Origin of the sequence: Bacillus sp. Marseille-Q1617 (genome assembly GCF_903645295.1) — a bacterium.
In the GTDB taxonomy this organism is placed as follows: Bacteria; Bacillota; Bacilli; order Bacillales; family Bacillaceae_B; genus Rossellomorea.
This window is the reverse complement of sequence record NZ_CAHJXM010000001.1, coordinates 424,039-449,653: the sequence shown is the minus strand read 5'-3', so window position 1 is coordinate 449,653 and position 25,615 is coordinate 424,039. Positions and strand designations below refer to the sequence as shown.

Genomic DNA, 25,615 nt, shown 5'->3' with positions numbered 1-25,615 from the left:
GGAGTGGCTTCACATATTTTATACTATGAGGGTTGTCTTCCTTGTGCTTGTACTAATGACTATTTCTGCATGCAGTTCTGAAACGGGCATGAATTCAAGTGTTAAACCTGACGAGAATCCTAAAGTTCAGGAAACGTCTACACAAAAAATGACCGGAACAACCACCAGCTCTTCTCCCTACGCGGAATCGATCATAAAAGACGAGCGCACAGGAATCGTTCCCGCCTCTCTTGAAATCCCTGCGATTGGCCTCAAAGCCAATGTCGAATCGGTCGGGCTGAAGGAAAACGGAGAAATGGCCGTCACCGAAAGCTTCGATACGACTGGCTGGTATGGTGAAGGCTATCATCCGGGTGAGCCTGGAAATGCCGTCATAGGAGGCCATGTCGACAGCCGGAACGGACCTGCCGTTTTCTATGAATTGAACAAGCTGTCTGTAGGCGATGAGGTGAAAGTCACAAGCAAATCCGGAGATACAAGAACCTTTGTGGTGACAGACAAAAAAGAATATCCATGGGATGAGGCACCGCTAAAATCCATCTTTGGTTATACCCACAGAAGTTCATTGAACCTTATCACGTGCACAGGTGACTTTGACCGATCATCGAGAAACTATAGCAAACGGCTTGTCATTTACACAGAGCTTAAATCTTGAAACCCGCCCCGGACGGGTTTTTTATTTTGTCTAATTGCCCTTTTTCCCGATAGCGGGCCCCCTTTTTCAATGGGAGAGCCTGTAGATTTACTCTTCGAATGGCAGACCGTATAATTCTATTAAACAGGTTACGAGTTTAAGATAAGAACATTTTTATCCTTCCCTCTTTTTGGGTATAGGTAACTATCAACCTATTAGTTTTATGGAGGCTATTATTTATGACAACGTACGATGTAAACGTCAACGGTTCATTATTTGACTGGAATCTAGAGACAGGGGACTTTCATTTTGAAAGTGATGAAGTCGTCATGTTCTGGGTGAATACAGCTTTTAAAACGCTGTTTGATTCCATCGAAGAAATTGCAGGAGAAAAGGAATCGGAAATCGTTCTTGAAACAGCAGGGTACAGAACCGGGAAGATTGTGAGTCAATTCTACATGGACACGATCGGAAACACAGATGAAATATTGACCAAGATCCCCAATACATATATAACAGCCGGTTGGGGTGTTACAGATGTCGTCTCCTATACCATCAAAGACAGGAAAGCCGTGATCACCGTCAAAAATGGCTGGGAGCACAAAGTCAAACTGGCTCAAGGCAAGACAGATGAAGGTAAATTCCTTCCGGGACACTGGGCAGGGGTATTCTCCGGATTATTCGGTGCAAATGTATGGTACAGGGTCGTAAAGAGCCAGATAGGCGGGGATGACTACAGTCAATATGAATTCTTCGCGTCGGACATCACACCTACCCTGAATGTCCAAAGTTTATTTGATGAACAGACAAGAAAGGTACGCGCGGAGTTGGAGCAGCTGACGGAACATCGCACCCAGGTGCTTTCTGGAATAATCAAAGAAATATCCTCTCCGATCATACCGGTTATGGACTCGATACTCGTCGTTCCGTTAGTAGGGCCTTACGATGAATTGAGAGGCGAGGAGCTATTGAATCGGACACTGTTGAACCTCCCTCACTACAAAGCGGAATATCTTGTGCTAGACCTGACAAGTTTGACCGGGTTCGACGACTATACCCTTGACTTCATCCAAAAATTCGTGGGATCTGCCGGCCTGCTGGGCACGAAATGCCTCTTGGTAGGAATTTCACCTGAGCTCAGCATAAAAATCACTCAATCCGGCCATACCGTCTCAAGCATCCCCTGCTTCACCATCCTGCAGCAAGGAATCAAGTACGCACTTGATCAGCAGGGACTTGAAATTACACGGAAGAAATAAGCATTCAGGAAAAGCCGGGTCATTTGCCTCCGGCTTTTTTGATGCCATTAATCCTCTCTTATCAACTCGTTATTCCAACAATAAAAAAAGGCGCCCTTCTGGTAACGGGTTCTGTTTTTAAGGTACAAACTATAAAAACATTGGAAAAAAGGGAAGCAAATCGTAATGATGTTGCAACCTTTTTTTATTGGATATAACAACCTTTTTAAGGAATTCGGGTTCTTATTTGTATATTTATTTGTTACCGAAACTTCACTAAAATTGAAGCGTTACAGAATTTTCTGTAACGCTTCAATTACAATGTTTTTACAATCTGTCTAACGTGTTAGTTTAGTCTCCAAAGTTGAAAGATGTGAAAATTAGGTGAATCCTTATTAAACTAAAGAACAGGTTAGGAATTTTCGGATTCACAGGATGCCTTATCCTTTATAGAGTAACTAAAGACAAAAATAAGGGAAGATTTTACCGTTAATCTGCTCAAGCTCGCTTGGATGGGGGTGAATAAGGGGAAAACTTCCCTCTAATCTTGCACAGATCCCCAATTTTAATGTTTTTCAAGTAAATAGAAGAAAATTTTCCCTTTATTTTAACTGTTTTCAGTTCCATTTAATCATTAAGGGAAATATCTCCCCTTATTTAATAATCTAATGTTACTGATTCTTTCATCTGGCTCGAGGGGTTCCGCGTTTATTCACTTTGCCGGGTAAGATTAGCTGTAAACGCATCTGCACTTACTGCCAGGTTCTGCGTTGCAGATTGCAATTTTGTACTCCAAAACAGAACCCGTTACCCTTCTGGTCACCACATTTTACATCTCTTCTTAACCCTGCCGCCTTTTCACATACAATACCCGATACTCACCGTCATCTTCTCTTTCCAGTGAAATGCCGCGCCAGCCTGCATCTAATAATGCCTGCTGCCCTTTTACATTACCCATCGGGACTCTCTCAATCTCTGAAATTTCTCCTTTTTTATTCTCGCCACCCAGCTGTTTAATGAATATATAGCGCAGTTGATTTACATATTTGACCTTTAGGGCCGCAATCTCCATCCCCTGCTTAAACTTATCTTTTAAACTGGGAATATTAAAGGGAGCGACCGTGCATGCCGCATAAGTAAACGTTTGTTCCAATTTGCCCAGTTCTTCCATAATCAAATGGGCCAGGGTTTGCTGCAGCCGGTTGCCCCTGTAATCCGGGTGTACAATCGAAATTTCCTGATAGATCACCCGCGGCAGTTCCCCGGCTTCCAATCCAACGTCCAGCCCCAGATGCTCTTCATCGATCGGAGGGATCAACAAGGCGCGGAATGCCACTAATTCACTTCCAATAAAAGCTCCAATCATCAGTCCGTTTCCATCTAAAATATAGTCTAATTCCCCATACGTAAGGGGCTGCAAATTCTTTTTTTCCACCAGTGCAGCCACCACAAGCTCCTGCAGTGCCTGCAACTGGCTCATATCCTCTTTATCTAACAAACGAACAGTATAAGATTCATTGTTTTTTTCAAGAAATCCCTCGAATAGATGCTCCATGACTTCGTGCTCCTTACTCTACGACACTCTTGAACTCAGTCAATTCTTCAAGAATATCTTTATCTACTTTTACACCGAGACCCGGCTTTTCCGGAAGTCGGATAAAAGGGATATCATAATGCAGATCCCCTATGTCCTTTGAGAATTTAATCGGTCCCGTCAATTCTACACTAGTGATGACCTTTTTGGAAAAAGCAACATGGAAGCCTGCCGCCGAAGCAATCGATGATTCGACCATCGAACCGACCTGGCATTCCATTCCTGCCATTTCAGCCATATGGGCAAGTTTGACCGCGGGGTAGATCCCGCCGCTTTTCATCAATTTAATATTCACTTTATCCGCTGCCTGCTTCGTGATGATCTCACGCATTTCACGTACGCCTTTAAGCCCTTCATCAATCATGAGCGGAATATCTGTCCTGGATTTGATCCGGACCATCCCATCTATGTCATCTGCCATAACGGGCTGCTCAAGCCAATCAATGTTCAAATGTTGGAGATGCCGAAGTGCCTTTATCGTTTGACTGCTGTTCTTCCACCCCTGATTGACATCCACCCGTATAGGCACTTCCATTCCGATTCGTTCCCGGACTTTGCGTATCCTTTCGATATCAAGGTCGATATCAGTGCCCACCTTCATTTTAAATGACTGGAACCCATCCTCGATCATACGGGCAGCTTCCTCTGCCATTGTATCCGGTTCTGTTATGCTGAGGACGTGGGTAAGCTGAAATTCTTGATGATAACGACCGCCGAGCAGCTGATAAACAGGCTGATTTATTTTTTTTCCAATGACGTCATAGCACGCGATATCGATCGCCGCCTTTGCTGTCGGGACATTGTAAATAGCGTTATCCATCAGAGTATGGATTTTTTCGATTTGAAGAGGATCCTCCCCGATCAGTTTCGGCGCGAGCGTGTGCTTCAGCACCTGAAATGTGCTTTCCCACGTTTCTCCTGTCACATGCTCATCAGCAACCGCTTCACCGTAACCAACGATTCCTTCATCGGTCTCCATTTCCAAAATGATGGAAGGCATATCATCATACGTATGGTAACTTATGATGAAAGGCTGTTTTAACGGCAATCGAATGGCATACAGATTGATTTTTTTTATCATCATATAAAAATACACTCCTTTAAATCTAACAATTTTCACTTTCGATTGGTATAATGTCGTTATATAGTCGTTAATTAAGTAAGAAAGGAGATCGTCATGAAAACGAAAATCGCCCTGATCGGCTCCATGGATTTTATCGAACATGTCCAGACGTCCATTGCTCCTGACTTGACCAGCATCGAACTGGTCCCCTATATTTACAAGAATCCTCAGGAAGCAGGCAGTCTGATTTCACATATCACTCCATGTGATGCACTTCTATTTTCAGGGGCACTGCCTTACTTTTTTTCAAAAGAAGCATGCCGCCCGCTGTCAGTTCCGGTCCTTTACCTTGAACAGGATGAGACCGCTCTTGTGACATCACTTCTCTACATCCTTCACCATCACGAGGTTGAACCAGAACGGGTTTCCATCGATTTGTTGGATACTTCTTTCATCGATCACGTTGTGTCAGACTTACACCTCAAGAATCCTCCCCGTTATGTGATGGATTTTAAGGAGCATCTGCCCCACAATTTTAACATCAATGAATATACAGAATTCCACAAGCGTTTATATAAGGATGGTAAAACCCAATTGGCCTTAACAAGTATCCATGCGGTTTATGATCAGCTTAACCATTTCAATATCCCTTGCATGCGAATGATCGATCCCGCTAAGTCGCTGATACGTGCCATCGGCGAAGCACAGTCTCAAGCCTTACTATCCAAAAGAAAGGCAGGCAGTATTGCCGCTGCCCGTATTTCCATACAAGGAATGGATGGCAGTGATAAACATCTTGAACAACTCGTCCACTTGATGGAGGGTACGCTTCAAAAAATTAAGGATGATCCTTCCTATACGATCTACAGCAATAGAGGAAGCATCGAAAATTTCTTGGAAAGCACTGACTTCCCTACTCTCTTTCAGCTTGAGTCCCCCGTTGTGCTTGCTGGATTTGGATATGGCCACACGGCCGCACAAGCGGAGGAAAACGCTGAGACGGCGTTGTCATTTGCAAAGAAGGTTGATTCTAAAGGCTGTGCCTTTATTTTAAATGAAGAAAAGGAGCTCTCAGGACCTTACCCTGATAAAAAAAAGAAACAGCATCTGAAAAATAATGATCCCCAAATGCTGTCCCTTGCCAAACAAGTAAAATTAAGTCCGTCGAACTTATCCAAAATCATTCAATTCTATAAATCCCGATCTTCCCGCGAGTTTACTGCAGCAGAGCTTTCTGACTACATGCAGATCACCCGGCGCTCAACGGAACGAATCCTAAAAAAGCTGGTGGACAACGGCTCCGCTAAGATTATTGGAGAAGAAATGACGTATGCACAAGGAAGACCCCGTGCGGTTTATGAACTAACCTTCCCCATCTATTGAATCCTATCAGGAGGAGAGCGTTGCATCCTCCTGCTCCGCTGCTTTCATTTCGGTTTCAGTAAGCTTTGTGATGCTGAAACCGGTGAAGGCATAGATGATGGAAATGATCGGCACGACAAAATTCAACACAGCGTAAGGGGCATAATCAAATGCGTGAACCCCGAGCGTCCCAAAAATGAAGACCCCGCATGTATTCCATGGGATAAAGACAGATGTCAATGTCCCCCCGTCCTCCAGTGCACGCGACAGGTTCTTCGAATGCAGCCCTTTTTCTTTATAGGCATTCGCATACATCCGGGAAGGCACCACTACAGAAATATACTGCTCAGAGCAGGATGCATTCGTGGCAAAACATGAAACCACAGTGGAAGCCACTAAGCCTTTCGCCGTTTTTGTCACCTTTAGAATTTGATTGACGATGGCTTGAAGCATACCTGTGTGCTCCAAAATCCCTCCGAAGGTCATGGCTACAATCGTCATCGACACGGTGTACATCATCGAATCCAGACCGCCGCGTGAAAAAAGATCATCGACCATCGTATTGCCCGTCTCAATCACATACCCGCTTTGAAGTGCAGAAACAGCATCCGCAAAGGAATCATGCTGAATGAATACCTGGGCACAGAAACCAAGAATGATCCCAACAATAAGAGCCGGGATGGCTGGGACTTTCCGTGCAACGAGCACGATGACCAGCAGCGGGACTATCAGTAAAAATGGAGAAACGACAAAGCTGTCCTGCAGAACGCCGATCGTCTTTTCGATATCAGCCGTATCCACTCCATTTTTCCCGAAGCTCCTCCCTAAATAAGCATAAACAGCCAGGGCAATCACAAAGCCAGGAATCGTCGTGTAAAGCATATGACGGATATGTACAAAAAGATCTGTGTTGGTGAGTCCCGAAGCCAGGTTCGTTGTATCTGACAGCGGTGACATTTTATCACCAAAATAAGCACCCGAGATAATGGCACCCGCAATCATCGGAGCCGGTATCCCCATACTCATACCGATTCCCATCCCCGCTACACCGATTGTTCCCATCGTTGACCAGGAACTTCCGATCGCAAGCGACACTACTGCACAGATGACGGCGATCGATAAAAGGAAAAGGGACGGAGTGATCATCTTCAGCCCGTAGTAAATCATCGTGGCTACAATTCCCCCACCGATCCACGCACCGATTGTCAATCCAACAAGCATAATGATGACTACGGCAGGTAAGGCAAGACGAATCCCCTTATACATGGCCTCCTCTATATCCTTCCACTTGTATCCTGCAAACCAGGCGACAAGTGCAGCCGTGACCGTACCGATGATCAGGGGAATGTGCGGCCCCTGCTCCAATACCACAATGGTGATGGCCATTACGGTGATCATGACAAGCAATGGAATGATCGCCAGCCAAAAAGACATTTCTTTTTTCATCCAAATTCCCCCTTGAAATCACTTGTTTGTTTTTTGACTATTTTAAATTGTCGTTAAATAGTCGCTATATGAGTATCATAAGGGCAGGAAATGAAGTAGTCAATCAGATTATGGTACCGTTTACAGATCGAGCTAAGCTTTTTTCAACGCTTCAGCCACGATTCTAGCCGCCTGATTCAATGCAGAAATATTGAACGTCATTTCCGGATGATGCAGCCCGGGAGTCAAATCCGCACCTATCCCTATCATTGCCGCCTTCACTTTCGGATGCTTGATTGTATAAAAATGAAAATCATCACTTCCCGAGGTGATGACCGGCGGAGCCAATGCTTCTTCACCGGCGATGGAGAGAATCGCTTCTCTGGTGATGGTTTCTGCTTCTTCCGACACCTCCGCTCCAGGTGTATAGTCGGTCCATTCATATTCAATCATCACGCCATACAGCTTTTCAAGACCTGTGATCCCCTCTTGGAGACGGCTCTGTATTTCCTTAAGCACCTCATTCTTCTGGGCTCGTACATCGATTGCAAACTCGGCACTTCCCGGAATGATGTTCAAATTGTCCCCTCCCGCAGCCAGCTTTGTCAGTTTGGCAGAATACGATTCAAATGGGGCAAGATAGATCGATTTTAACAATGAATGAATCGCCACCAGCACATCGATGCTGTTCTTTCCTTGATGGGGCCTTGCACCGTGCGCATCCACCCCTTTTATTTTCCCCTCCATATAAATACCTGCCCCGTGGTGAATCGAAGGTGAAAAGTATCCATGATCCAGTTCTTCTTTCGGTCTCAAATGGACGCCGAATAAATAGCCGACATCCTCTAGCGCTCCTTTATCAATCATGGAAAGCGACCCATTTCCCTTCTCCTCTGCAGGTTGAAAAATAAAGCGGATCCGCTTGTCCTTCGGAGGATCCTGAAGGCAATAAAGAAGGGCCCCGAGTACCATTGAAATATTGGCATCATGGCCGCAGGAATGATTCGCCTTCATCACCCCGTCCACCTCTTGCCACAGCGCATCGATATCTGCGCGTACAGCCGTCACTTCAACCCCTTCACCAATCTCGGCAATCAAACCTGTCACATCAGGAAATCTCCTGTAACTCACATCCAGCTCATCCAGTATCCCCGCAATCTTGTCTGTCGTTTCATACTCCTTCCAGCTCACTTCGGGATTGGCGTGGAAATGATCGAACCAATCGATCATCTGTTTTTCAATATTCATACCCAGTCTCCTTTCTTTCCTTTTTCACTATGTATTCTGAGAATGGAACCCAAAATCCTCCTTATGAATCAAAAAGCGGAGGCTCTGAACAGCGGGGTACCTAACTGGACAATCCTCAAAATGAATTTATACTTTCTTATCAGACAAAAAGCACACCCCTCAAGGCATGCTCTCATCTATCAAATGATATTCAGGTATCAAATCAGACAGCGGTACAATCGACGCCTTCCTCTCATATAGCGGTATGAATTCCTTCAGCATCGTCGCAACCTTCATCCCTGTCACGCCTACATGTCCGATCGCGATCGTACTTTCTTCATCATCCAACTCATGCGAGAGACGTTTCGCCTGCTTACCGATATGGCTGAGTGTGTAAATGTCATCAAAAAATAATTCATTTTCAAGATAGGGCACATCAAGTTCTGCAGCAAGCTTCGGAATCACACTCTTGCCTGTCGTTTTACTATCAAGATAAAAGAGCCCTCTCTCCTTGCATACCTCAAGTACAACCCTCATGACCCGCTCATCGGCCGTCGCTTTTGAGCCCATATGGTGATTGATGCCCACAGCGTGCGGAACATCCTCAATCGCTTTTTCCACCCGGCTCCGGATTTCTTCATTTGATAATGATGTTGTGATCGCTCCCGGTCCGAGCCAGCTAGCCTTTCCGGACACCCGGCTCCATCGGGAGGTGTACAATCACCTCATGCCCCAGCCTGTGCGCCTTTTCTGCATCTTCTCTCGTCGTAGGTAAAAACGGCATGATGGCGAGGGTCAGTGTCACAGGCAGATGAAGAATTTCCTCTGTACCCTTCATATCATTTCCTAAGTCATCGATCACAATGGCCAGTTCCTTATGATGGGCCGGCAGCGGCATGATGTTCCTGGCTTCTGCCGTGCTTTGCACCATCCATATGACTGACAGACAGATGAATAAGCTTCTCATCCTTTTCACTCCTTTTCTTTTAAGTTGTCCAAACGTGAAGGAGTTTACGTGATGAAATTATTCTTTCCCGCTCCTTCAACCATTCCATCCATGGATAAATCACTCAAAACTGACCAATCCTAGAAAAAAGGAGTGATGGAACCATGACCGAACAGCAAATGGAGGATTTGTTTCACTTTTATGGACATGAAGATTTATATAGACGCTTCAAAACACCCCTCTATGTGACAGGCTTACTGGATGAGAGCGAGGCAGAGCACCTGGAAGATTTCTTTGACCACTTCACACTCGATCGGTCCATCTTGTTTGACGAATTCCGCTTTTGGTTTCGTTATTTCGAGGTGTCAAAGAAAGGGATGGACGGTTCTTCCCCTTACTGTTGACACATCAATTGCCTTATCTGTTAAAACGGCTTATTGGCCATTGAAAGCTGTATTTTCCCTGCCAACACCGCAAGCGGGACACCGAAATCGAACCTCCACAGAAAAAAGCTGTTCCCTGGGTTTGATCCAGAAAACAGCTTTTCATATCAATACGGTTTATCCTGATAAAAATAGTTCGTCGATTTCCACGTGTTATCATATGCTTTATGAAAAATATGAGTCGACGCCGGGGAAACAGGCGGGATCAGCCATGTCCAATCACCCGTGACTTCACGGCCTTCATTCTTCTCGTTCTCTTCAAACAGGCGGAATTGCTGTGCAGCAGTATGTGGTGATCGACGATGCTGACGCCCTCTTCTTTAAAGGAATGAAGCACGGCGATATTCAATTCGACGAGTGCCTTATCCTTCCATAGCGTGATGGCCCTTGAGGTATCAAGCCCCATGCAGCTGGCCACTTTCGGCAGAAGATTGTAACGCTCAACATCCGCCAGGTTCCTCGCACCGATTTCCGTTTCCATATACCACCCATTGAACGGTGCCGCTTTGTAGGATATTCCGCCGATTTTCAATTCCATATCAGAAATGATCGGCACCCCGTACCATTTGAGACCGAGGTCACTGAACCATTCATATTCCGGGTGCCTTAAATCGATTTCCAGCACGAGATCTTTGTTGACCGGCTTCCACTTAGGAGGGTGATCCCCGATTTGGGCGACGAAAGGCAGGATGTCAAAATCGGTCCTATTTCCTTCCCAGCCAAGCTCCTCACATTTCTTTGTATAATCGATCGAATGTGGATCTCCGATATAGGAATCGCCTTCTTTATATCCCGCATATCTTAACAATTGGTGATTCCACAAACGGATGTCGGGCTCCCCAGAATGTGACGGTCTGAACACCGTGATGGCAGGACGGATCCGCCCCCCATTGGAGGCAAATTCCAAGTGATGTTCCAGGGCTTGGAACACTTCTTCCTCCGTAGAAGCTTCCCGTTCATCAAACACCTGAAGGGAATTCCAAAACAAGCGGCCGATACAGCGGTTGCTGTTCCACCACGCGAGCTTTGCCCCGAACACCAGCTCTTCTTTTGTATGGGCGTAGGTCCCGCTTTCAGCAATTTCCTCTTCAATCTGCTGCAAACGCCCCTCCACACCGGACTTCTCACATTCTATATAAAATTGCTGTATAAAGGCCTTTGCCTCTGCAAATAATTCTGTCAATCTTACCGCTTCCTCATATCATAAACTGTACCCCAAGTATATCATGGCGGAATCCTTATAAAACCCGTACATTTGTACAAAAGATGAACGCGGGACAGGCATTATGTCCCGCCCTGCATCACCAATGGGAAGGAGCTCACCGGCCGCCCTGACTCCAGTTTCAGACTCTGCGAACCTGTCCAAAGCATACCGACCTATATCAAGGACTTTTCGTAACAGCGGTATTCCTGATGGCCTTCAGGCTTTGAGGTAAAATGGACGGACCCTCTGTATACATACCCCAATTTCTCATACAGATAATTGGCTCCCTCGTTTCGGGAATATGCATCCAGCCGGATGCTGCGGTATCCATTTTCGGATGCAAACTCCTCGCACTTCTCCAAAAACCGGGTACCGAGCCCCTTCCCCTGCTTCAATGGATCAAGGAATAAGGCATGGACCACCAGTTCCCCATCGAACTCCCATGGAATTTTGCTCCATTCCGGTGACTGCCACGTATTCAAGGTCACGGCCCCCGAGAGCTCCCCATCCGAGTACAGGCAGTACAAGCCCCCGTACCCTGCCTGCTTTTCAAAGTACTCCCTGCTTGGATAGTTTTCATCCCACTGAAGCAGTCCGTTTTCATCTAGATCCTTTTTGCTTCTTAAATAAACTTCGGTAATCTCATCCAATTGTTCATTTGTTGCTTTTTTTAATTCTAAAGAAGTCACGTCTTTAATCATTATCATTCCTCGTATCCGTTGAATATTTTCTTATCGCTTAGTGTTTGATGAAAAGGTGGCGGTTATTCTGTAAAAACCGCTCATCAGGGATTGCTTCCTGTCTTCTGCTCAAGCAGCGGCTCATACATCATCAACGCATGATTTTCCGTGATGAATTCATCATCTATCTGTATGCCGGCCTTATTGAACACCTTCCGAAAAATTTGATTATGCCTCAAGTAGCCGCCCCAGTATTCATGTGAGATGCGATGTTCCTTTTCATATACTTCATAATGAGTGAGGGCAGGTGAGGTCGACCTCCATTCACCGACGAGGGCTTCATCCGTCAGATACAAGTGCAGCTGGAATATCACATCCGTATTATTTTTGATTTTCAAATCCAGATAATTGTACGCACAGGTTGCGCCGCTCCCGAACGGAAGCCTGCGGTTGCTGTCAGGAAAGACATCATAGCTGTGGCGGTGGCGCTCAGTGACAGTCAGCGGCGTGTGAAGCGTCATCCAATAGATCAAATTCGACAACTGGCACAGCCCTCCGCCGATGCCCGGTTTAAAGGACCCATAATAAAGGACCATCCCGTCCACATACCCTTTTCGTCTCGTGGTGTTTCCGAGCAGCCTCCAATAAGAAAATGTCTCTCCGGGTTTGATGACAACCTTGTCCAGCTCGCGGACAGCAATCTTTAGATTCTTCACCTTGTTTTCCTGGTACCACATCTCCACATCCTTCAGCTTCCTGTATAACGGCGTGCGGTGCGAATGAATGACATGCTGCATTAATTGGGATTCCCGCGTTTTTGCAAATGTTTCATTCGTCGTTAACCACTGAACATACCTTTTAGTACGGTAAAAACAAGTACCGAGGAATACCCTGAACGAGGATCTCTTTTTAGGCTGATACTCCAAAGATTTAAACATTGAACCACCCTTTGCATTTATCCATTTATTCCCTCATTATATAATCATTAGTAAATTCTGACTATTAAAAATTCATAAAAAAGGCAGCCGTCCAATCAAGGAGCGGCTGCCTCATGCTTACAAACATTTATCCAGCAATTCGTACTTCTCATCTCTCACTTTTTCCAGCTGTTCTTTTTCCGTATACAGCTCCTGGAGGACATCCAATTCCGCCGAAGCCAGCAGCTTTTCTTCAATCCCGGAAATCTGTGCTTCCAACTCTTCAAGCTCTTTTTCCACCTCTTCAATGGAAATTGACGGATCAGGACGTACCTCCTTTTCACGAACAGGTGCCGTCTGCTTCTTCACGACTGCTTTTTCCTCTTTTACCGGTGCCAGCTCGGCCAGCTTCTTTTTCGCCCAGCTGTACGGGCCTTCAAATGAGTAAAGCTTCCCTTCATGAATCCAATATGTTTTATGAAATAATTTATTTAAAAAGTAGCGGTCATGCGAAACGGCAAGGATGGTACCCTTGAAGTCCTCCAAGGCTTCTTCCAGCACTTCCCTCGAGTCGATATCGAGGTGGTTCGTCGGTTCATCAAGCACCAGGAAATTTATGTCCTGATGCATCAGCTGTGCCAGCCGCAGCCTCATCTTTTCTCCTCCGCTCAGCTGCCCCACCTTCCTGAAGACATTCGGTCCATAGAAAAGGAACTTGGCAAGTATATGGCGGGCATCCCCTTCAGTCACCGCCACTTCTTCCCGGAAAGCATCAATCAGACGCGCTGATGGGTCTGCCACGGTAAAATGCTGGGACAGATACCCGAGCTTCACGTTGCTGCCGATTTTCACTTCGCCTGAATCCCATTTTTCGTCGCCTAGAAGCATTTTGATGATGGTCGATTTGCCCGTTCCATTCTGCCCGACGATCGCCGTCCGGTCTTTGTAATGGACCAGCATATCGGCATCCGAGAATAGCGTTTTTTCACCAAATGACTTACCGACCTCCTTCATGGAATAAACCACTTTTCCGCTTCGGTCCGTCTCTTCAAATTCCAACCCCATCTTTTTGCGTTCAAGGATCGGACGCTTGATTTTCTCCATCCGCTCTAGGGCCCTTTCCATATTACGTGCACGTTTATGGAGCGCCTCATTCGGGGGATTAGCCTGATTGGCCCATTCCTTCAGCCTCTTGATTGCTTCCTTCATCTTCTTGATTTTCTTCTGCTGCTCCTGGTAAGCCTGAAACTCAAGCAGCAGCCGTTCTTCCTTCTCTTTTACAAAACCGGAGTAGTTTGCATGGTAGATCGTCAGCTCTCCGTCCTCCAAATCGAACACTCTGGTAATCACATTGTCAAGAAAATATCTGTCATGTGAGATGCACATGACCGTCCCTTCATACTCTTTCAAAAAGTCCTCCAGCCATTCGACCGCCCCAATATCAAGATGGTTCGTCGGTTCATCAAGCAGCAGTAAATCGGGGTTCTGAAGCAAAATCAACCCGAGGCACAGCTTCGTCTGCTCACCTCCGCTGCACTGATTGAAGTCTTTTTCCAACAGCTCATTGATTTCCAGGCCATTCGAGATTTTCGCAATGTTCGCTTCGATTTCGTAACCGCCGGAGAGAGTGAACGAATCTTGCAGCTTCCCGTACTCTTCAAGCATTCGGTTCAGCGAGTCAGAATCCCCCTCGCTTCCCATTTTACTTTCGAGTTCTTTCAATCGTTCCCCGGTCTGGAGCAAATCAGAAAACGCCGACCTCAATACATCCAACCCCTTCGTCCCTGCCGGATACTGCGGAATCTGGGCAAGATAGCCGACCTTCGCTCCTTTCTTCAAATGAACGAGTCCTTTATCAGGCGCCTCGACCCCTGATAACAACTTAAAGATCGTCGTCTTTCCAGTACCGTTCCTACCGACCAACCCGATACGGGCTCCTTCCGGAATCTCGAATGATAGATTTTCAAATATTAAGTTCCCGCCAAACATCTTACTTAATTCCTGTGCACTGCAAAGTATCATTTTTCCTCTTCCTTTCAAATTCTATATTATGGGTAAGAGGTTCACTCGTATCGCATAAATCCTCCCTATGTCGGGTGATATTGCTGCTAAAAAGGAGTTCATCCATATCAACGAGATCAAAGCTGAATCGTTCCATGCGAATTCGGCCATCTATCTTTATACATAAAAAAGCCGCAAGTAAGACAAGGCTTCGCTCGCGGCTTTTAATAAAGGGCATGAAAAAAGAGAGCTGGACGCCCTCCGTTTCCGATCCTTTTATAGAAAAGTGGTTGGAACCTGAGACCTCTTACCGTTCAGTGGTTTTCATATTCATTTGCTAAAAAAGGGCATACGTGTCCCCTTGAATGCAAATGCATGAAAAATTGCACGGCAGATATAAATAAAGTCTAAGTACTTACCACGCAATCCTACAGAACGATTCATCTCAAATTCCACCTCCTTTTCTTTTATCGATAGTTTATACAGTCATTATATAATTATTCAGAAAGCTTTTGCAACTTGTTTTACCGTTTTTTATACAAAATCCGCGATAGCACCAGACCGACGACACCGATCGGGATGAGGATCATTGCCCGGATCGTGAAGTCTAGGAAGACGAGGTCCGCAAAAAAGAACTTCACCAATGCGAGAGCAAGAAATCCAATTCCGCACCAGCGGTAAAAAGCGTCCTTCCTGCTTTCCCCTACAACCAGATAGATGATCGACAGAACTGCAATCGCGACCGTAAACGCCGTGGTCCTTGGCGTGTAATCCCATCCGATGACAATGAAATCAGTCGCTCTCATCACAAAGAAGAACGCGATGAACGTGAGCACCGATTTTAACAGGACTGCAGGTATTCCTGAAAAGGCGGTGCCTGTCTTTCTATAATAGTCAAGCAGATACAAATACCCGAATACGATGAGGAAGACCGGCATTTCCACACTCAAGAAATCATAAGGGGGTCCGAACCCGACACCAAGTAAAGAATACATCATAAGGAAGATGGACCCCGCCAAGGTGATATAGCTCTTTCTTTTTCCAGCCAGGAATAACAGGGCCGCTGCCTGAAGGGCTACCAGGGTAAACGTCCATTCATCATCGATCCAGCCGAAAATAAGTAACATGATATGAAGGAATCCAAGTACGAGCAGGACATCCTTCGTCTGCTTCTTCTCGGCAGGCTCCAGGAATGAAATCCCGATATACACCACTGCAAAGATGGCGTAATAATAAAGCGGGACCCCCGTATAAGCATAGACATCGTTCAACAATGCCAGAAGGATGAATGTCCCTGATACGACCGCAGGAATCATTTCCGCACTGACCCTCTCATCCCGATTGAGGACGATCAGCAGTAAAATGTACGCATGCTGAATCGCAAACGGAATAAGAATCGTAAAGGTAATTTCGCCGACACCGAATGCCGCAAAGAAGAACAGCGTGAAATACATCAGGTAATAGTGAATATTCCAGGCGATCCGGTATCTTTTCCACGTACTGAAGGTGACCAGTACAAAGAACATGAGGAGCTGATATCCGTAAAATAACCCTTCACTCCTCGCATCCCCGGCAAAGATGAACGGGAACAAGTATGCCCCGACGCCGATCAAACACAGGATCAGCTGGGATGCATGCTTATGCGACACCCATAAACCTGTCAAAATGATCAACAGCAGCAAGAGGTTCGTCACCACTCCCGGTATGAACCCGTATAGAATATTTGCAGAGAATAAGGTAATGATGGCCAGAACAATGCTTCCAGATAACAGGGTGATGCCCAGCCTGCGCTGATCTTTGATATAACGCTCACCCAGGATGAACATCGCGATACTGACGATGGCCCCGGTCAGCACCCTGAATCCCGGCGTCAGCCACCCGTTCTGGGATGCCGCCATGAATCCCCACACACTTCCTATTAATAGAACAAATAAGAACACTTTCGGCAGCCAGCGTTCAACGGAGAAATCGAAGGCTCCTTTTGGTTCTTCAGCATTTGATTTGCCCGGGATGGCTCCTGGTGGTTTTTCGGAAACTGTTTTATTCGGGGTGCCTCCTGGTGACAATGAGCCTGCATGTGACTTGTTTAGATCAGTGTTTTCTTTTTGTTGATTGACCGGCGGCGGATCGACTGCTGCATGCTTAGCTTTCATGAGCTGTATCTTTACGAGGTTCAACTCCCTCTCCAGCGAATCGACGCGCCTTTCCAGCCGTTCTAACTCTTCCCTTTCCATACACCCACCTCCTTACTGTTATGTATACAGTACTGCATGAGATATTTCCTTTCTTTTTTAGATATTTTTCGAGTTTGTTTTCAGATTTTGAATAAGGGACGGGTTTTTTCACGAGAAAGGGGCTGATGCTCGGTGCTTTACTCATTGAAAAGCAGCTCCGGCGTTATACCTGCCTTGGTATACGAACTATTTTATGAGCGAAAACTCCGGCTCTATGCGTGAAATCCACGATATATGGGCGAAATTTTGTTTTTATGCGCGAAATATGAAATTTATGCGCGAACTGTCGATTATTCGACAACAACCGACATTCCTGCAACCTAATATACCCCGCAGGTTAAAGCCTCATAAACACAGAAAAGCCCCACCCCAAAACCGGGGTGGAGCTTCAAACCTTAAGCCAAACGTTTAAAATTCTGTCCTAATATTTCGTTCATCGTGTGTACCGTGATGAACGCATGATTATCGATCTGTGTGATGAATCCTCTCAACTTAGAGAAATCTTTACGGCCGAGGATCGTGGTGATCACTTCTTTCTCATCAGAAGTGAAAGCCCCTTTTGCCGTATGGATCGTTGCACCTTTACCAAGTTCGTGAACGATGAAGGATTTGATTTCATCACTGTATTTGCTGATGATGACAATTTCCTTGTTTGAATTGAACTGCTGCAGGGTATAGTCAATAACGAGTCCGTTCAGGATGACACCGAAGAACGCGTACATACCAACCTGCGGGCCGAAAAGTATCGCAGAGGAAAGCGCAATGGATAAATCAGCGAGCAAGACTCCTCTGCCTACTTCTATATTGAAATATTTATTAAAGATCAACGCAAGGATATCGGTTCCGCCTGTTGAAGCCTGCTGGTGAAACACGATCGCCATGCCGGTTGCGGCGATGCATTGACCGATGATCAACTGGATCAGGATATCATCGCTGAGCGGCTGACTCATCGGCGCCGCGATTTCCAGCAGCCATACATAGAATGAAAGCGCAAAGCTTGCATAGATCGTCTTGGCACCGAAATTGAATCCAAGAAATATGACACCGACGATAAACAACACAATATTAATGATAATCATGAACAGCCCCAGCGATAAACCAGGGAACAAGTCGTTCATGATGATCGACAACCCGCTGACTCCCCCTGTCGCTAAATTATTAGGCGATAAGAAAAAGTGAACATTGATGGATACTAGAAACGCACCAAGGTTCATCATTAGGAAGGAAAATAATCTTTGTCGCATCACCGCAACCTCCTTTATTTTTAAGTATTTTTGGTTTTTCCGTAAATGATTGAACAACGGGATTATAAAGCCCATCAACACCCTTTGTAAAGGGAATGAGGGTAAAAAAATAAGGTTTAATAATTGTGACAATTGCAAGGGTTTGCATATCCCTCCCTGATAGGGTCGAGGGGTTTTTTGATGTGTTGTTTTATATAGGGCAAATTTGAACACCGCTGTTGATTTCCGTGCAAGACTTCGCTTTCCGCAGGCTGGCCGTGAGCAGATCTCATCGAGAAAAACCAAATAAAAAGACCCTCCTCCAAAGAAGAGAGCCTCACAACCTAACTATATTGTTTTCCCGAATGCATCGTCTTGAAATGAATCTGGGGAATGGCAATACCAATCAAGATGAGGATCATTCCCGCCATCTGCAGCGCGGTGACATGCTCATGGAGGATCAGCATGGCGGATATGATCGCTGCTGGAAGTTCCGCTGCACCGAGAATCGTCGTCATGCTGGAATCCAGATGCGGGGAACCGATCGCCAGGAACACGACCGGAAAGATCGTTCCCACAATCGCCACAACCAATCCGAATTCACCCATCTCAATCAACCGCGCCGGCTCTCTTATAAAAGAAGGCTGAAGCGCCAAAATCACAACCAACAGACCGCCAAACGTGATCATCAAACTTTTTTGAATGGTCGGAACCCCTTTTGCTACCTTTCCGCTCAAGAATAGGAAGAGAGCAAACGTGAAGGCTGCTGCAAACCCATACAGAATCCCAAGGATATTCTCAGACCAGTTAAAGCCTCCGGAAGAAGCCAGCCCTCCTGCCAGCAGCGTCCCCAACCAAAGGAAGACAACCGATACCAGCTTTTTGTTGGACGGCCATTTTTTTAAATGAAGGGCTTCGATCATAAGCCCGATCCATGTAAATTGAAATAGCATGACAACGGCAATCGTCGCCGGCACCTGACTCAGACTCAGACCATAAAAAACGCCGGTAAGTGCGAGCAATATCCCGATTCCCAACAATGAGAGTACCTGTTTTAGAGAAACTTTCACTTTTTGGGTAAAAAGAAAAGCCGTTAGCAGCATCAACAGTCCGAATAAATACTGGATTCCGGTCACCTCCGCTACTGTGTAGCCTTCCGCAAAACCAAGCTTCACCACAGATGCATGGATGCCATAGCTGCTTGCGCCGACGAGTACACATAGAGATGCGTTAATTGGTTTCATCCTGCTCCCTCCTCTTCATCTGTGTCTCAAGCAAGTATAATCCGGGGAGAATATTTCGGCAATAGAAATATTGTCTTATTCTTCACTTTTCAATGAGGGGATGCTGTCATTGATCCATCTTCTTTTTATCCATATAGTCATCGTGTAAAGGACGGCAAGGATTATTGAGAGTAATAAGACAGATTCTGCCGGTTCTAAAGATAGATGGCCAGCAAGTGAAACCGAGTATGCCAGTAAAATAGACGTTATTAATTTGGAGAGGGACGCAATCATTAAGAATTTTCTTATCGAAACACTCCCTAGACCTGCCCCTATACAAATGATTTCATCAGGAAGGATCGGAAAAATAAATAGTAAAAATAAAATGGCCGTTTCGCTTTTTGCTGTGTATTCCTGGTATTTCAACAGGTGCTTCTTATTCACCAGCTTCTTCCCTCCGGCGCTCGCAATAAAGAACATGACAGCAATACCAGAGATTGTACCGATATAGCTTAGATAAGCGGCAGTGAAAGATCCGAACACGGCGCTTCCTGCCGGTACGGTAACCGCTTCTGGCAGGGGAAGGAGAATCGGCTGAAAAAAGCAGATGATGATGAAGATGAACTTAGCGGCAGAATCAAATTCCATCAGAACAGACTCTATCCCTTTGGCATCCACCAGCGCAGTGAATGCTGTAATGTAGTGAATGAGAAGGAACAAAAGCACTGTGCTTACCAGACTGTAGAAAACCAATCGCGAGACTTTTACATAAGTGTGCTGCTTCCTCCACAAGGAAATGCCTTCAATTGACACGACACTGATCATCAAGTAAGTAATTGCTTGTTTCACAAACGGCTTCAGGTCTGGCAATAACGTGGTGAACAAAGTGACAACCAATGCTGCCATAAGCAAATGTATAAATAAAGGACTAACAGAATTATTTTTCATAATGACCACTTCTTCTCATCTATAATGACTTTCCACTATATTATAAGAAAAAGCCGGTACCCCCGACACAAGCTCAAGTATGAGAATGACCTGCGACCCTGGACTGAATTCATAAAACAGAAGGCCCGTCCCTCACCGCTTTAAAGCAGTGAGGGACGGGCCTCCCGGCATCTTTTTATCGATTATCGATTTTTTCCGGATATAAATCATGATTCATCAAGCGGTGATCAGCCATGGTCTCATATTTCGTACCTGGCTTTCCGTAGTTGCAGTACGGGTCTATGGAGATCCCGCCGCGCGGGGTGAATTTGCCCCATACTTCGATGTAGCGCGGATCCATCAGTTCGATCAGGTCATTCATGATGATGTTCATGCAGTCTTCATGGAAGTCACCGTGATTCCTGAAACTGAACAGATAAAGCTTCAATGACTTGCTCTCGACCATTTTTTGATCGGGGATGTAGCTGATATAAATGGTGGCGAAATCCGGCTGGCCGGTCTTAGGACAGAGACTTGTGAACTCCGGACAGTTGAACTTCACGAAGTAATCACGGTTCGGGTGCTTATTATCGAATGATTCCAGGATCTCGGGGGAATATTCGAACAAGTAGTTGGTTCCTTGATTTCCCAGCAAGGTAATATCTGTTAATTCCTCATCTTTTCTTCCAGACATATTAAAATCCTCCCTTTCATTGTACCCAGAAATAAAGGAGGACATAGCATTAGCTCTTTTAAAGAAGGGAACAATCTGCAATTTTGCAATTCCTGCAGCAGACTGTTACGCTTAATAGATGATGGTTTCTAGATTTTAGCAAACCATCAGCTTCATAGAAACATAGTTTTTTTATAGAGGGTTAATGCTATGAACCTCTCTCAAGATATGTGAGCGACTTATAGTTTTACAGAGGTTATCATAAATAAGATTGAAGAGAAAGTCAACATTCTCTGAATTTATTTAATCAGCCTGGGGCGGTATTCACACCCTTTCCTTAACATGCACAGCAATTGGCCCACATTCGTTTTCATAGAGGAATTTCAAAATATATGTGGAATATATACGGAGTTGTCTTTCCTCAATTCAAATAGGGGGTTTTCATAAATGAAACATCTTGTCCCCGCTTTTACCAAGGCTATACTGAAGGGTGATGTTCAATCGGTAACAGAACTTTATTCATCCTCGATTCAATCCAAAGTAGATCCACTTACTTTTTATGAATCGGTTGTTAAGCCATCTATGTATCGTATTGGTGATCTTTGGGAGAAAAATCAAATCACGGTTGCAGAAGAGCATTTAGCTACTGCTACCCTAAAATATTTACTTGCAAACGTCTATACACCATACGAGGTGTCAGATCGCCGCCCGAAAGGACTTTTGTTCTGTATCGAAGGCGAGCAGCACAGCCTGGGTTTGGAACTTGCAAATGAAATTTTCAAGGAACAGCATTGGAATACCCGTTACCTCGGAGCCAATGTTCCCATAAAGGATGCGGCGACTTTCGTCAGAGCCTGGAAGCCCCAGGCTATCGCGTTATCCATCGGGATGACGACAGCTATTCCGCACCTCAAGCACTGTCTTGAGGAAATTGAGAAGGTGCAGCCAGACATCAAGATCCTCGTTGGGGGCAGGCTCATTTCTCAATACAATCTGGATTTTTTAAAAAGGGAATCAATTATAACATTCGATGATTTACGAGAGTTAAATGATTACCTGAAAGAGCATACTGAACAATTCCTTGCACTAATGGAGGAAAAAATACCAAATTAAAGGTTTCTCTCACAATTACCCCAACTCTCCGATTGATTCGGAATTATAGAGGCAATGGTGTCCGTTAACCTTCCCTAAGGAGGGATACTATGGAAAACTTGGATTTCTGTCCCATCCCCTATCTGATATTGGATAGGGGTCTAAACGTTCTTGATGCCTCTGACACAGGATATGCGCTTTTGCAGAGGGGAGAAAGTTTCCTGTCCATTCTTGAGGAAGAAAGCTCCCCAAAATTCGCCCGGGCTATCCATAAAGAGTTATCGGGTAAAATGGAAGTGAATCTAAAAAAAGATTCTTCCTTTGAACTCGTAGATTTATTCTACCAGTTTTCAGACGTACAGCAGCGGTTTCACATGGCCGTCATATCGAAAGACAACGAATACGAGAAAGTCTCGCAGCAGATGAACGGACTGTTTGACCGGCTGGGAGAATCGAATATCATCAGGAAAGATACAAACCACAGAGAAGTATTGGCAAGCGTTTCTTCACTCTATTTGAAGCTTTCCAATACGAGTGAGTGGAATAGGGAAGAAGTCATGGATCGGGTAAAAGAAATTGAAATTCTGCTCATGAAGAATGTACAATAAAGATGTACATCAATTCATAGTTGGGAGAATCGAATATGACTTTACTTGGAAATTTGCTTGAGTACAATCAGAAATTTGTTGAAGAAAAATCATATGAAGAGTATAAAACGACTAAGTTCCCGGACAAACGCCTCGTTATTTTAACGTGTATGGATACCCGCTTGGTCGAGCTTCTTCCTAAATCAATGAATATGAAAAACGGTGACGTAAAAGTTGTCAAAAATGCCGGAGCGGTTGTCGCTCACCCTTATGGAAGCATTATGCGCAGCCTATTGGTGGCAGTGTATGAACTTCAGGCGGATGAGGTATTGGTCATCGGCCATCACGATTGCGGAATGAGCGCAATCAACAGCGAACAGATCATCGGTAAAATGAAAGATCGCGGTATCGCTGAAGATACATTTAATACGTTGGACTACTCAGGGATCGACCTTCACGACTGGCTGAAAGGCTTCAGTTCCGTACAGGAAAGTGTTGCCCACAGCGTGGACATGATCAAGAATCACCCGCTGATGGATAAAAATATTCCTGTTCACGGCCTCGTCATCTCTCCTGAAACAGGGAAGCTTGATTTGGTTGTTGAAGGATATTAAGTTTTTTAAATAAGGACACCCCCTTATCATGAGGGGCTGTCCTTATTCTTTATAGATTATTCTAAAATATAATCAAGAGAGAATTCTTGATAGTAAATGCTTCTTTTTGATAATAATTCTTTGATATTAATTTTATCGGTTAGCTTTCAAAAATAGAATTTCCGGCTTCGATAATAAAAAGTCGTTTTTCGATATTAAAACTTTGATTTCCGATAATATATTCTTCATTTTCGATAATAACGTACTATCGGACACCTTTGTCTGCTGCTTATTTAGGGAAAAGACGTGTTTTCCACCGGGAAACGAACTTGTAAGATGCCATTTTTTAGATAAAAAAATGATTGGATAGGTATTTCATTTAAAAAACAACTTTTTGAAGAAAAAATCTCCTCACACAATCAAAAAATCTCACATAAAATTAATTCTTTGGAAACTCCTTCAACTCGCGTAATATCGGCATCTTCTCCATTTCATCCTCACTGACATGGTCCCATTCGATCCCTTCAGGCTTTTCGTAAGGCGTATGCGTCTCCACTCCACCCTTTTCCGTAAAGATCCAATCAACCGCCAAGTCATATGAGTCTCTCGGGATATCATCATCGACCAGCTGCCCGCTGTTGATTGTCGTGATGACAGGAACCGGTTTATTGCCGATCTCACGCAGGATCGCATATTCCCTATCGGCATAGCCCTCTCCTTTTCCAAGTCTTCTTCCGTCTGAGTGAATCGCCACCGATCCAACGACAATGAGATCGATTTGAGGGATCTCCGTCAGCGGAACCACCTTGCCATAAGAGTTCATATGTTTGATGCTGGCAGCCTTCCGCTCCTCACCTGTGGGCACCCATTCAGGTTTAATCATGACAAACCCATCCTTCAGTCTTGGGGTCGGAATCAGAAGTGTCTTCTTATCTTTTAACACCGAAGTTCTGAGAGGCAGCTGCGGCGCATCAGGATTGACTTTAACCACTTTCGCCTCCCTATAAAAATCTTTTTCCTGCACCTGTTTCGCTGCTGCCTCCGCACCTTTGAAATTCGGGATGCGATTGACCAGCGGAAAAGGGAACCGCCCGAGTTTCTTTTCAGTCAGTGCATTCCAGACTTTATGGCGGATTTCATCCTTCGTTCTCATCCGACTTCCTCCTTCATATGTATAATCCGGGACTTTTTTTCTAAAAAAAACATGGAACTCATGACATATTTACTATACAATAATATCTGCACAAATTTTCCTTTAATGGAGGTGAATCTTATGTCACTCTACGGTATCATCGTGTTAATTCACGTCGTGGCTGCAGTTGCCGGACTTGGCGCCAGCTTTGCAATGCCAGTCGTGATGAAGACGCCAGAAACAGCCCATCAGGCAAAATTCTCACTCGACCTCAGCAAAAAGATTGAAAACTTCGCTAAAATTGGCAGCATTGTTCTTCTGATTACAGGTCTTGTGATGGGAATCATGAACCCCTATCTCTTTAAGACAGGCTGGTACATCGCTTCAATCGCTATCTACATCGGTGTTCAATTCATTGTTGCCGGCATCATGCCGCGTAAAGTGAAACAAATGGCCGAGATCATCCATGCACACAACGGTGAAGACGTCCCTGCTTCCTATGGCAAAATCAATGCCGAGTTAAAACCTTATAACATCATTATACATAGTGCTGCTATCATTCTTATCATATTAATGTCCATTAAACCTTTTTAACCGAGAAATGCGCAGGCGGCTCGTTCAGAGGCGACAAGCATAAGACAGGGCAGTCATAAAGGCGCACTTTGCCTTTTTGGATGTCATGGCTTATGTCTCGAGCCTCTAGCCGCCGGAGCTGGACAAGCAGAAAAGCGGAAGGGCTTCGTTCAGAGGCGGGTGGCATAAGACGAACCGGCCACGAAGGCGTTCTTTGCCTTCTTGGCCGGTTGGCTTATGACATGTGCCTCTAACCCCTGCAGCTGGACAATTCTACAATTAAACTAATACTTTCTCTTATAACTAAAAACAAAACCGCACAAGCCTGTGCGGTTTTATTTTTCATCAGCATGCTTCTTCATCTTTTCCAATAATTCCTGCGAATCTTTCGCAGCCGTGAATTCCCCGTCCACAAGGGCATAAGGCGACTGCTTGCATTCCTTGCATCTGCTTTGACATTCGTATTCCTTATATGTGACGTTTTTCTTACTCAAGAACTGATTATAGGCAGACATATTCTCATCTGTTAAAAAACGGTCCAGGTTCTTCTCGCAAAATTCGATTGTGACATTCTTTCGTTTAGAGAATAGTTGATTGATAAATTTCACTGGTAAGACATCCTTT

General features: G+C 45.0%; 25 protein-coding genes and 1 pseudogene. 8 read left to right on the top strand and 18 right to left on the bottom strand.

The window, feature by feature from the left end; genetic code table 11:
- Window positions 1-43: 43 nt before the first annotated feature.
- Together HWX64_RS02250 and HWX64_RS02245 are read left to right on the top strand one after the other, a co-directional pair.
- Window positions 44-655: a class F sortase gene (locus HWX64_RS02250; protein ID WP_175986897.1), complete on the top strand. Its 612-nt coding sequence runs from the start codon at window positions 44-46 to the stop codon at window positions 653-655.
- A gap of 218 nt (window positions 656-873) precedes the next feature.
- A complete protein-coding gene (locus HWX64_RS02245; RefSeq protein ID WP_175986895.1) occupies window positions 874-1,893 on the top strand; it encodes an STAS domain-containing protein in 1,020 nt (339 codons plus the stop codon).
- Between the two features lie 820 nt (window positions 1,894-2,713).
- Here HWX64_RS02245 and HWX64_RS02240 read toward each other — a convergent pair.
- Window positions 2,714-3,427, bottom strand: coding sequence for a GNAT family N-acetyltransferase (locus HWX64_RS02240; RefSeq protein WP_175986893.1), 714 nt, complete (start codon window positions 3,425-3,427; stop codon window positions 2,714-2,716).
- Window positions 3,428-3,440: 13 nt separating this feature from the next.
- On the bottom strand, window positions 3,441-4,550 hold the full coding sequence (locus tag HWX64_RS02235) for a mandelate racemase/muconate lactonizing enzyme family protein (protein ID WP_175986891.1): 1,110 nt from the start codon (window positions 4,548-4,550) through the stop codon (window positions 3,441-3,443).
- A gap of 93 nt (window positions 4,551-4,643) precedes the next feature.
- Here HWX64_RS02235 and HWX64_RS02230 point away from each other — a divergent pair, with 93 nt between their 5' ends.
- Window positions 4,644-5,912 carry a transcriptional regulator gene (locus tag HWX64_RS02230; RefSeq protein WP_175986890.1) on the top strand — a complete coding sequence of 423 codons (1,269 nt, stop codon included), beginning with the start codon at window positions 4,644-4,646 and terminating at the stop codon, window positions 5,910-5,912.
- A 6-nt stretch (window positions 5,913-5,918) separates the two neighbouring features.
- Here the strand turns inward: HWX64_RS02230 and nhaC are convergent, their stop codons facing one another.
- The 4 genes from nhaC to HWX64_RS22155 all read right to left on the bottom strand — a co-directional run bounded on the left by nhaC (window position 5,919) and on the right by HWX64_RS22155 (window position 9,510).
- Window positions 5,919-7,337, bottom strand: a complete 1,419-nt coding sequence (gene nhaC / locus HWX64_RS02225) for a Na+/H+ antiporter NhaC (protein ID WP_175986888.1) — start codon at window positions 7,335-7,337, stop codon at window positions 5,919-5,921.
- A gap of 132 nt (window positions 7,338-7,469) precedes the next feature.
- Window positions 7,470-8,564, bottom strand: coding sequence for an amidohydrolase (locus HWX64_RS02220; RefSeq protein WP_175986886.1), 1,095 nt, complete (start codon window positions 8,562-8,564; stop codon window positions 7,470-7,472).
- Window positions 8,565-8,723: 159 nt separating this feature from the next.
- Window positions 8,724-9,239, bottom strand: coding sequence for a divergent polysaccharide deacetylase family protein (locus HWX64_RS02215; protein WP_368495560.1), 516 nt, complete (start codon window positions 9,237-9,239; stop codon window positions 8,724-8,726).
- Complete coding sequence (locus HWX64_RS22155) at window positions 9,223-9,510, bottom strand: divergent polysaccharide deacetylase family protein (RefSeq protein WP_368495559.1); 288 nt, start codon at window positions 9,508-9,510, stop codon at window positions 9,223-9,225. Before HWX64_RS22155 ends, HWX64_RS02215 begins: the two co-directional genes overlap by 17 nt.
- A gap of 143 nt (window positions 9,511-9,653) precedes the next feature.
- Here HWX64_RS22155 and HWX64_RS02210 point away from each other — a divergent pair, with 143 nt between their 5' ends.
- On the top strand, window positions 9,654-9,893 hold the full coding sequence (locus tag HWX64_RS02210) for a hypothetical protein (protein WP_175986884.1): 240 nt from the start codon (window positions 9,654-9,656) through the stop codon (window positions 9,891-9,893).
- Between the two features lie 146 nt (window positions 9,894-10,039).
- On the opposite strand, the pseudogene HWX64_RS02205 reads toward HWX64_RS02210, so the two are convergent.
- From HWX64_RS02205 to queF, 10 genes and pseudogenes are all read right to left on the bottom strand, one after another.
- Window positions 10,040-11,067 (bottom strand): annotated as a pseudogene (locus HWX64_RS02205) (nitric oxide synthase oxygenase).
- Between the two features lie 242 nt (window positions 11,068-11,309).
- The gene (locus HWX64_RS02200; RefSeq protein ID WP_175986883.1) at window positions 11,310-11,837 is read right to left on the bottom strand and encodes a GNAT family N-acetyltransferase; all 528 of its coding nucleotides are present in this window, start codon (window positions 11,835-11,837) and stop codon (window positions 11,310-11,312) included.
- 83 nt (window positions 11,838-11,920) lie between these two features.
- Window positions 11,921-12,754: a VanW family protein gene (locus HWX64_RS02195; protein ID WP_175986881.1), complete on the bottom strand. Its 834-nt coding sequence runs from the start codon at window positions 12,752-12,754 to the stop codon at window positions 11,921-11,923.
- 117 nt (window positions 12,755-12,871) lie between these two features.
- Window positions 12,872-14,755, bottom strand: coding sequence for a ribosomal protection-like ABC-F family protein (gene abc-f, locus HWX64_RS02190; RefSeq protein WP_175986879.1), 1,884 nt, complete (start codon window positions 14,753-14,755; stop codon window positions 12,872-12,874).
- Window positions 14,756-15,064: 309 nt separating this feature from the next.
- Complete coding sequence (locus HWX64_RS22040) at window positions 15,065-15,178, bottom strand: RAxF-45 family protein (protein ID WP_098151160.1); 114 nt, start codon at window positions 15,176-15,178, stop codon at window positions 15,065-15,067.
- Between the two features lie 80 nt (window positions 15,179-15,258).
- Window positions 15,259-16,968: a DUF2339 domain-containing protein gene (locus HWX64_RS02185; RefSeq protein ID WP_175986877.1), complete on the bottom strand. Its 1,710-nt coding sequence runs from the start codon at window positions 16,966-16,968 to the stop codon at window positions 15,259-15,261.
- A gap of 395 nt (window positions 16,969-17,363) precedes the next feature.
- Window positions 17,364-18,212, bottom strand: coding sequence for a YitT family protein (locus tag HWX64_RS02180; RefSeq protein ID WP_175986875.1), 849 nt, complete (start codon window positions 18,210-18,212; stop codon window positions 17,364-17,366).
- Between the two features lie 323 nt (window positions 18,213-18,535).
- Window positions 18,536-19,435, bottom strand: a complete 900-nt coding sequence (locus tag HWX64_RS02175) for an EamA family transporter (protein ID WP_175986873.1) — start codon at window positions 19,433-19,435, stop codon at window positions 18,536-18,538.
- Between the two features lie 75 nt (window positions 19,436-19,510).
- Window positions 19,511-20,362: a TVP38/TMEM64 family protein gene (locus HWX64_RS02170; RefSeq protein WP_254871016.1), complete on the bottom strand. Its 852-nt coding sequence runs from the start codon at window positions 20,360-20,362 to the stop codon at window positions 19,511-19,513.
- Window positions 20,363-20,537: 175 nt separating this feature from the next.
- Window positions 20,538-21,035: a preQ(1) synthase gene (gene queF, locus HWX64_RS02165; protein WP_032085601.1), complete on the bottom strand. Its 498-nt coding sequence runs from the start codon at window positions 21,033-21,035 to the stop codon at window positions 20,538-20,540.
- A gap of 426 nt (window positions 21,036-21,461) precedes the next feature.
- On the opposite strand from queF, the gene HWX64_RS02160 reads away from it, so the two are divergent.
- The 3 genes from HWX64_RS02160 to HWX64_RS02150 all read left to right on the top strand — a co-directional run bounded on the left by HWX64_RS02160 (window position 21,462) and on the right by HWX64_RS02150 (window position 23,307).
- Window positions 21,462-22,127: a B12-binding domain-containing protein gene (locus HWX64_RS02160; protein WP_175986871.1), complete on the top strand. Its 666-nt coding sequence runs from the start codon at window positions 21,462-21,464 to the stop codon at window positions 22,125-22,127.
- A gap of 89 nt (window positions 22,128-22,216) precedes the next feature.
- Entirely contained in the window at window positions 22,217-22,714 is a 498-nt protein-coding gene (locus tag HWX64_RS02155) for a hypothetical protein (protein WP_175986869.1), read from the top strand.
- 35 nt (window positions 22,715-22,749) lie between these two features.
- On the top strand, window positions 22,750-23,307 hold the full coding sequence (locus HWX64_RS02150; RefSeq protein ID WP_175986867.1) for a carbonic anhydrase: 558 nt from the start codon (window positions 22,750-22,752) through the stop codon (window positions 23,305-23,307).
- A gap of 418 nt (window positions 23,308-23,725) precedes the next feature.
- Here the strand turns inward: HWX64_RS02150 and HWX64_RS02145 are convergent, their stop codons facing one another.
- The gene (locus tag HWX64_RS02145; protein ID WP_175986865.1) at window positions 23,726-24,439 is read right to left on the bottom strand and encodes a 5-formyltetrahydrofolate cyclo-ligase; all 714 of its coding nucleotides are present in this window, start codon (window positions 24,437-24,439) and stop codon (window positions 23,726-23,728) included.
- Window positions 24,440-24,559: 120 nt separating this feature from the next.
- Here HWX64_RS02145 and HWX64_RS02140 point away from each other — a divergent pair, with 120 nt between their 5' ends.
- Window positions 24,560-25,012, top strand: coding sequence for a DUF2269 family protein (locus tag HWX64_RS02140; protein WP_175986864.1), 453 nt, complete (start codon window positions 24,560-24,562; stop codon window positions 25,010-25,012).
- 314 nt (window positions 25,013-25,326) lie between these two features.
- On the opposite strand, the gene HWX64_RS02135 is transcribed toward HWX64_RS02140, so the two are convergent.
- Window positions 25,327-25,599, bottom strand: a complete 273-nt coding sequence (locus HWX64_RS02135) for a DUF1450 domain-containing protein (RefSeq protein WP_254871015.1) — start codon at window positions 25,597-25,599, stop codon at window positions 25,327-25,329.
- Window positions 25,600-25,615: the final 16 nt, after the last annotated feature.

Coding starts and splice junctions, on each gene's coding strand:
- HWX64_RS02160 (WP_175986871.1), top strand. CDS start 21,462: ATGAAACATCTTGTCCCCGCTTTTACCAAGGCTATACTGAAGGGTGAT.
- nhaC (WP_175986888.1), bottom strand. CDS start 7,337: ATGAAAAAAGAAATGTCTTTTTGGCTGGCGATCATTCCATTGCTTGTC.
- HWX64_RS02195 (WP_175986881.1), bottom strand. CDS start 12,754: ATGTTTAAATCTTTGGAGTATCAGCCTAAAAAGAGATCCTCGTTCAGG.
- HWX64_RS02210 (WP_175986884.1), top strand. CDS start 9,654: ATGACCGAACAGCAAATGGAGGATTTGTTTCACTTTTATGGACATGAA.
- HWX64_RS02240 (WP_175986893.1), bottom strand. CDS start 3,427: ATGGAGCATCTATTCGAGGGATTTCTTGAAAAAAACAATGAATCTTAT.
- HWX64_RS02245 (WP_175986895.1), top strand. CDS start 874: ATGACAACGTACGATGTAAACGTCAACGGTTCATTATTTGACTGGAAT.
- HWX64_RS02155 (WP_175986869.1), top strand. CDS start 22,217: ATGGAAAACTTGGATTTCTGTCCCATCCCCTATCTGATATTGGATAGG.
- HWX64_RS22155 (WP_368495559.1), bottom strand. CDS start 9,510: ATGAGAAGCTTATTCATCTGTCTGTCAGTCATATGGATGGTGCAAAGC.
- HWX64_RS02140 (WP_175986864.1), top strand. CDS start 24,560: ATGTCACTCTACGGTATCATCGTGTTAATTCACGTCGTGGCTGCAGTT.
- HWX64_RS02170 (WP_254871016.1), bottom strand. CDS start 20,362: ATGAAAAATAATTCTGTTAGTCCTTTATTTATACATTTGCTTATGGCA.
- HWX64_RS02235 (WP_175986891.1), bottom strand. CDS start 4,550: ATGATGATAAAAAAAATCAATCTGTATGCCATTCGATTGCCGTTAAAA.
- HWX64_RS02175 (WP_175986873.1), bottom strand. CDS start 19,435: ATGAAACCAATTAACGCATCTCTATGTGTACTCGTCGGCGCAAGCAGC.
- queF (WP_032085601.1), bottom strand. CDS start 21,035: ATGTCTGGAAGAAAAGATGAGGAATTAACAGATATTACCTTGCTGGGA.
- HWX64_RS02185 (WP_175986877.1), bottom strand. CDS start 16,968: ATGGAAAGGGAAGAGTTAGAACGGCTGGAAAGGCGCGTCGATTCGCTG.
- HWX64_RS02200 (WP_175986883.1), bottom strand. CDS start 11,837: ATGATTAAAGACGTGACTTCTTTAGAATTAAAAAAAGCAACAAATGAA.
- HWX64_RS02150 (WP_175986867.1), top strand. CDS start 22,750: ATGACTTTACTTGGAAATTTGCTTGAGTACAATCAGAAATTTGTTGAA.
- HWX64_RS02145 (WP_175986865.1), bottom strand. CDS start 24,439: ATGAGAACGAAGGATGAAATCCGCCATAAAGTCTGGAATGCACTGACT.
- HWX64_RS02230 (WP_175986890.1), top strand. CDS start 4,644: ATGAAAACGAAAATCGCCCTGATCGGCTCCATGGATTTTATCGAACAT.
- HWX64_RS02180 (WP_175986875.1), bottom strand. CDS start 18,212: ATGCGACAAAGATTATTTTCCTTCCTAATGATGAACCTTGGTGCGTTT.
- abc-f (WP_175986879.1), bottom strand. CDS start 14,755: ATGATACTTTGCAGTGCACAGGAATTAAGTAAGATGTTTGGCGGGAAC.
- HWX64_RS22040 (WP_098151160.1), bottom strand. CDS start 15,178: ATGAATCGTTCTGTAGGATTGCGTGGTAAGTACTTAGACTTTATTTAT.
- HWX64_RS02220 (WP_175986886.1), bottom strand. CDS start 8,564: ATGAATATTGAAAAACAGATGATCGATTGGTTCGATCATTTCCACGCC.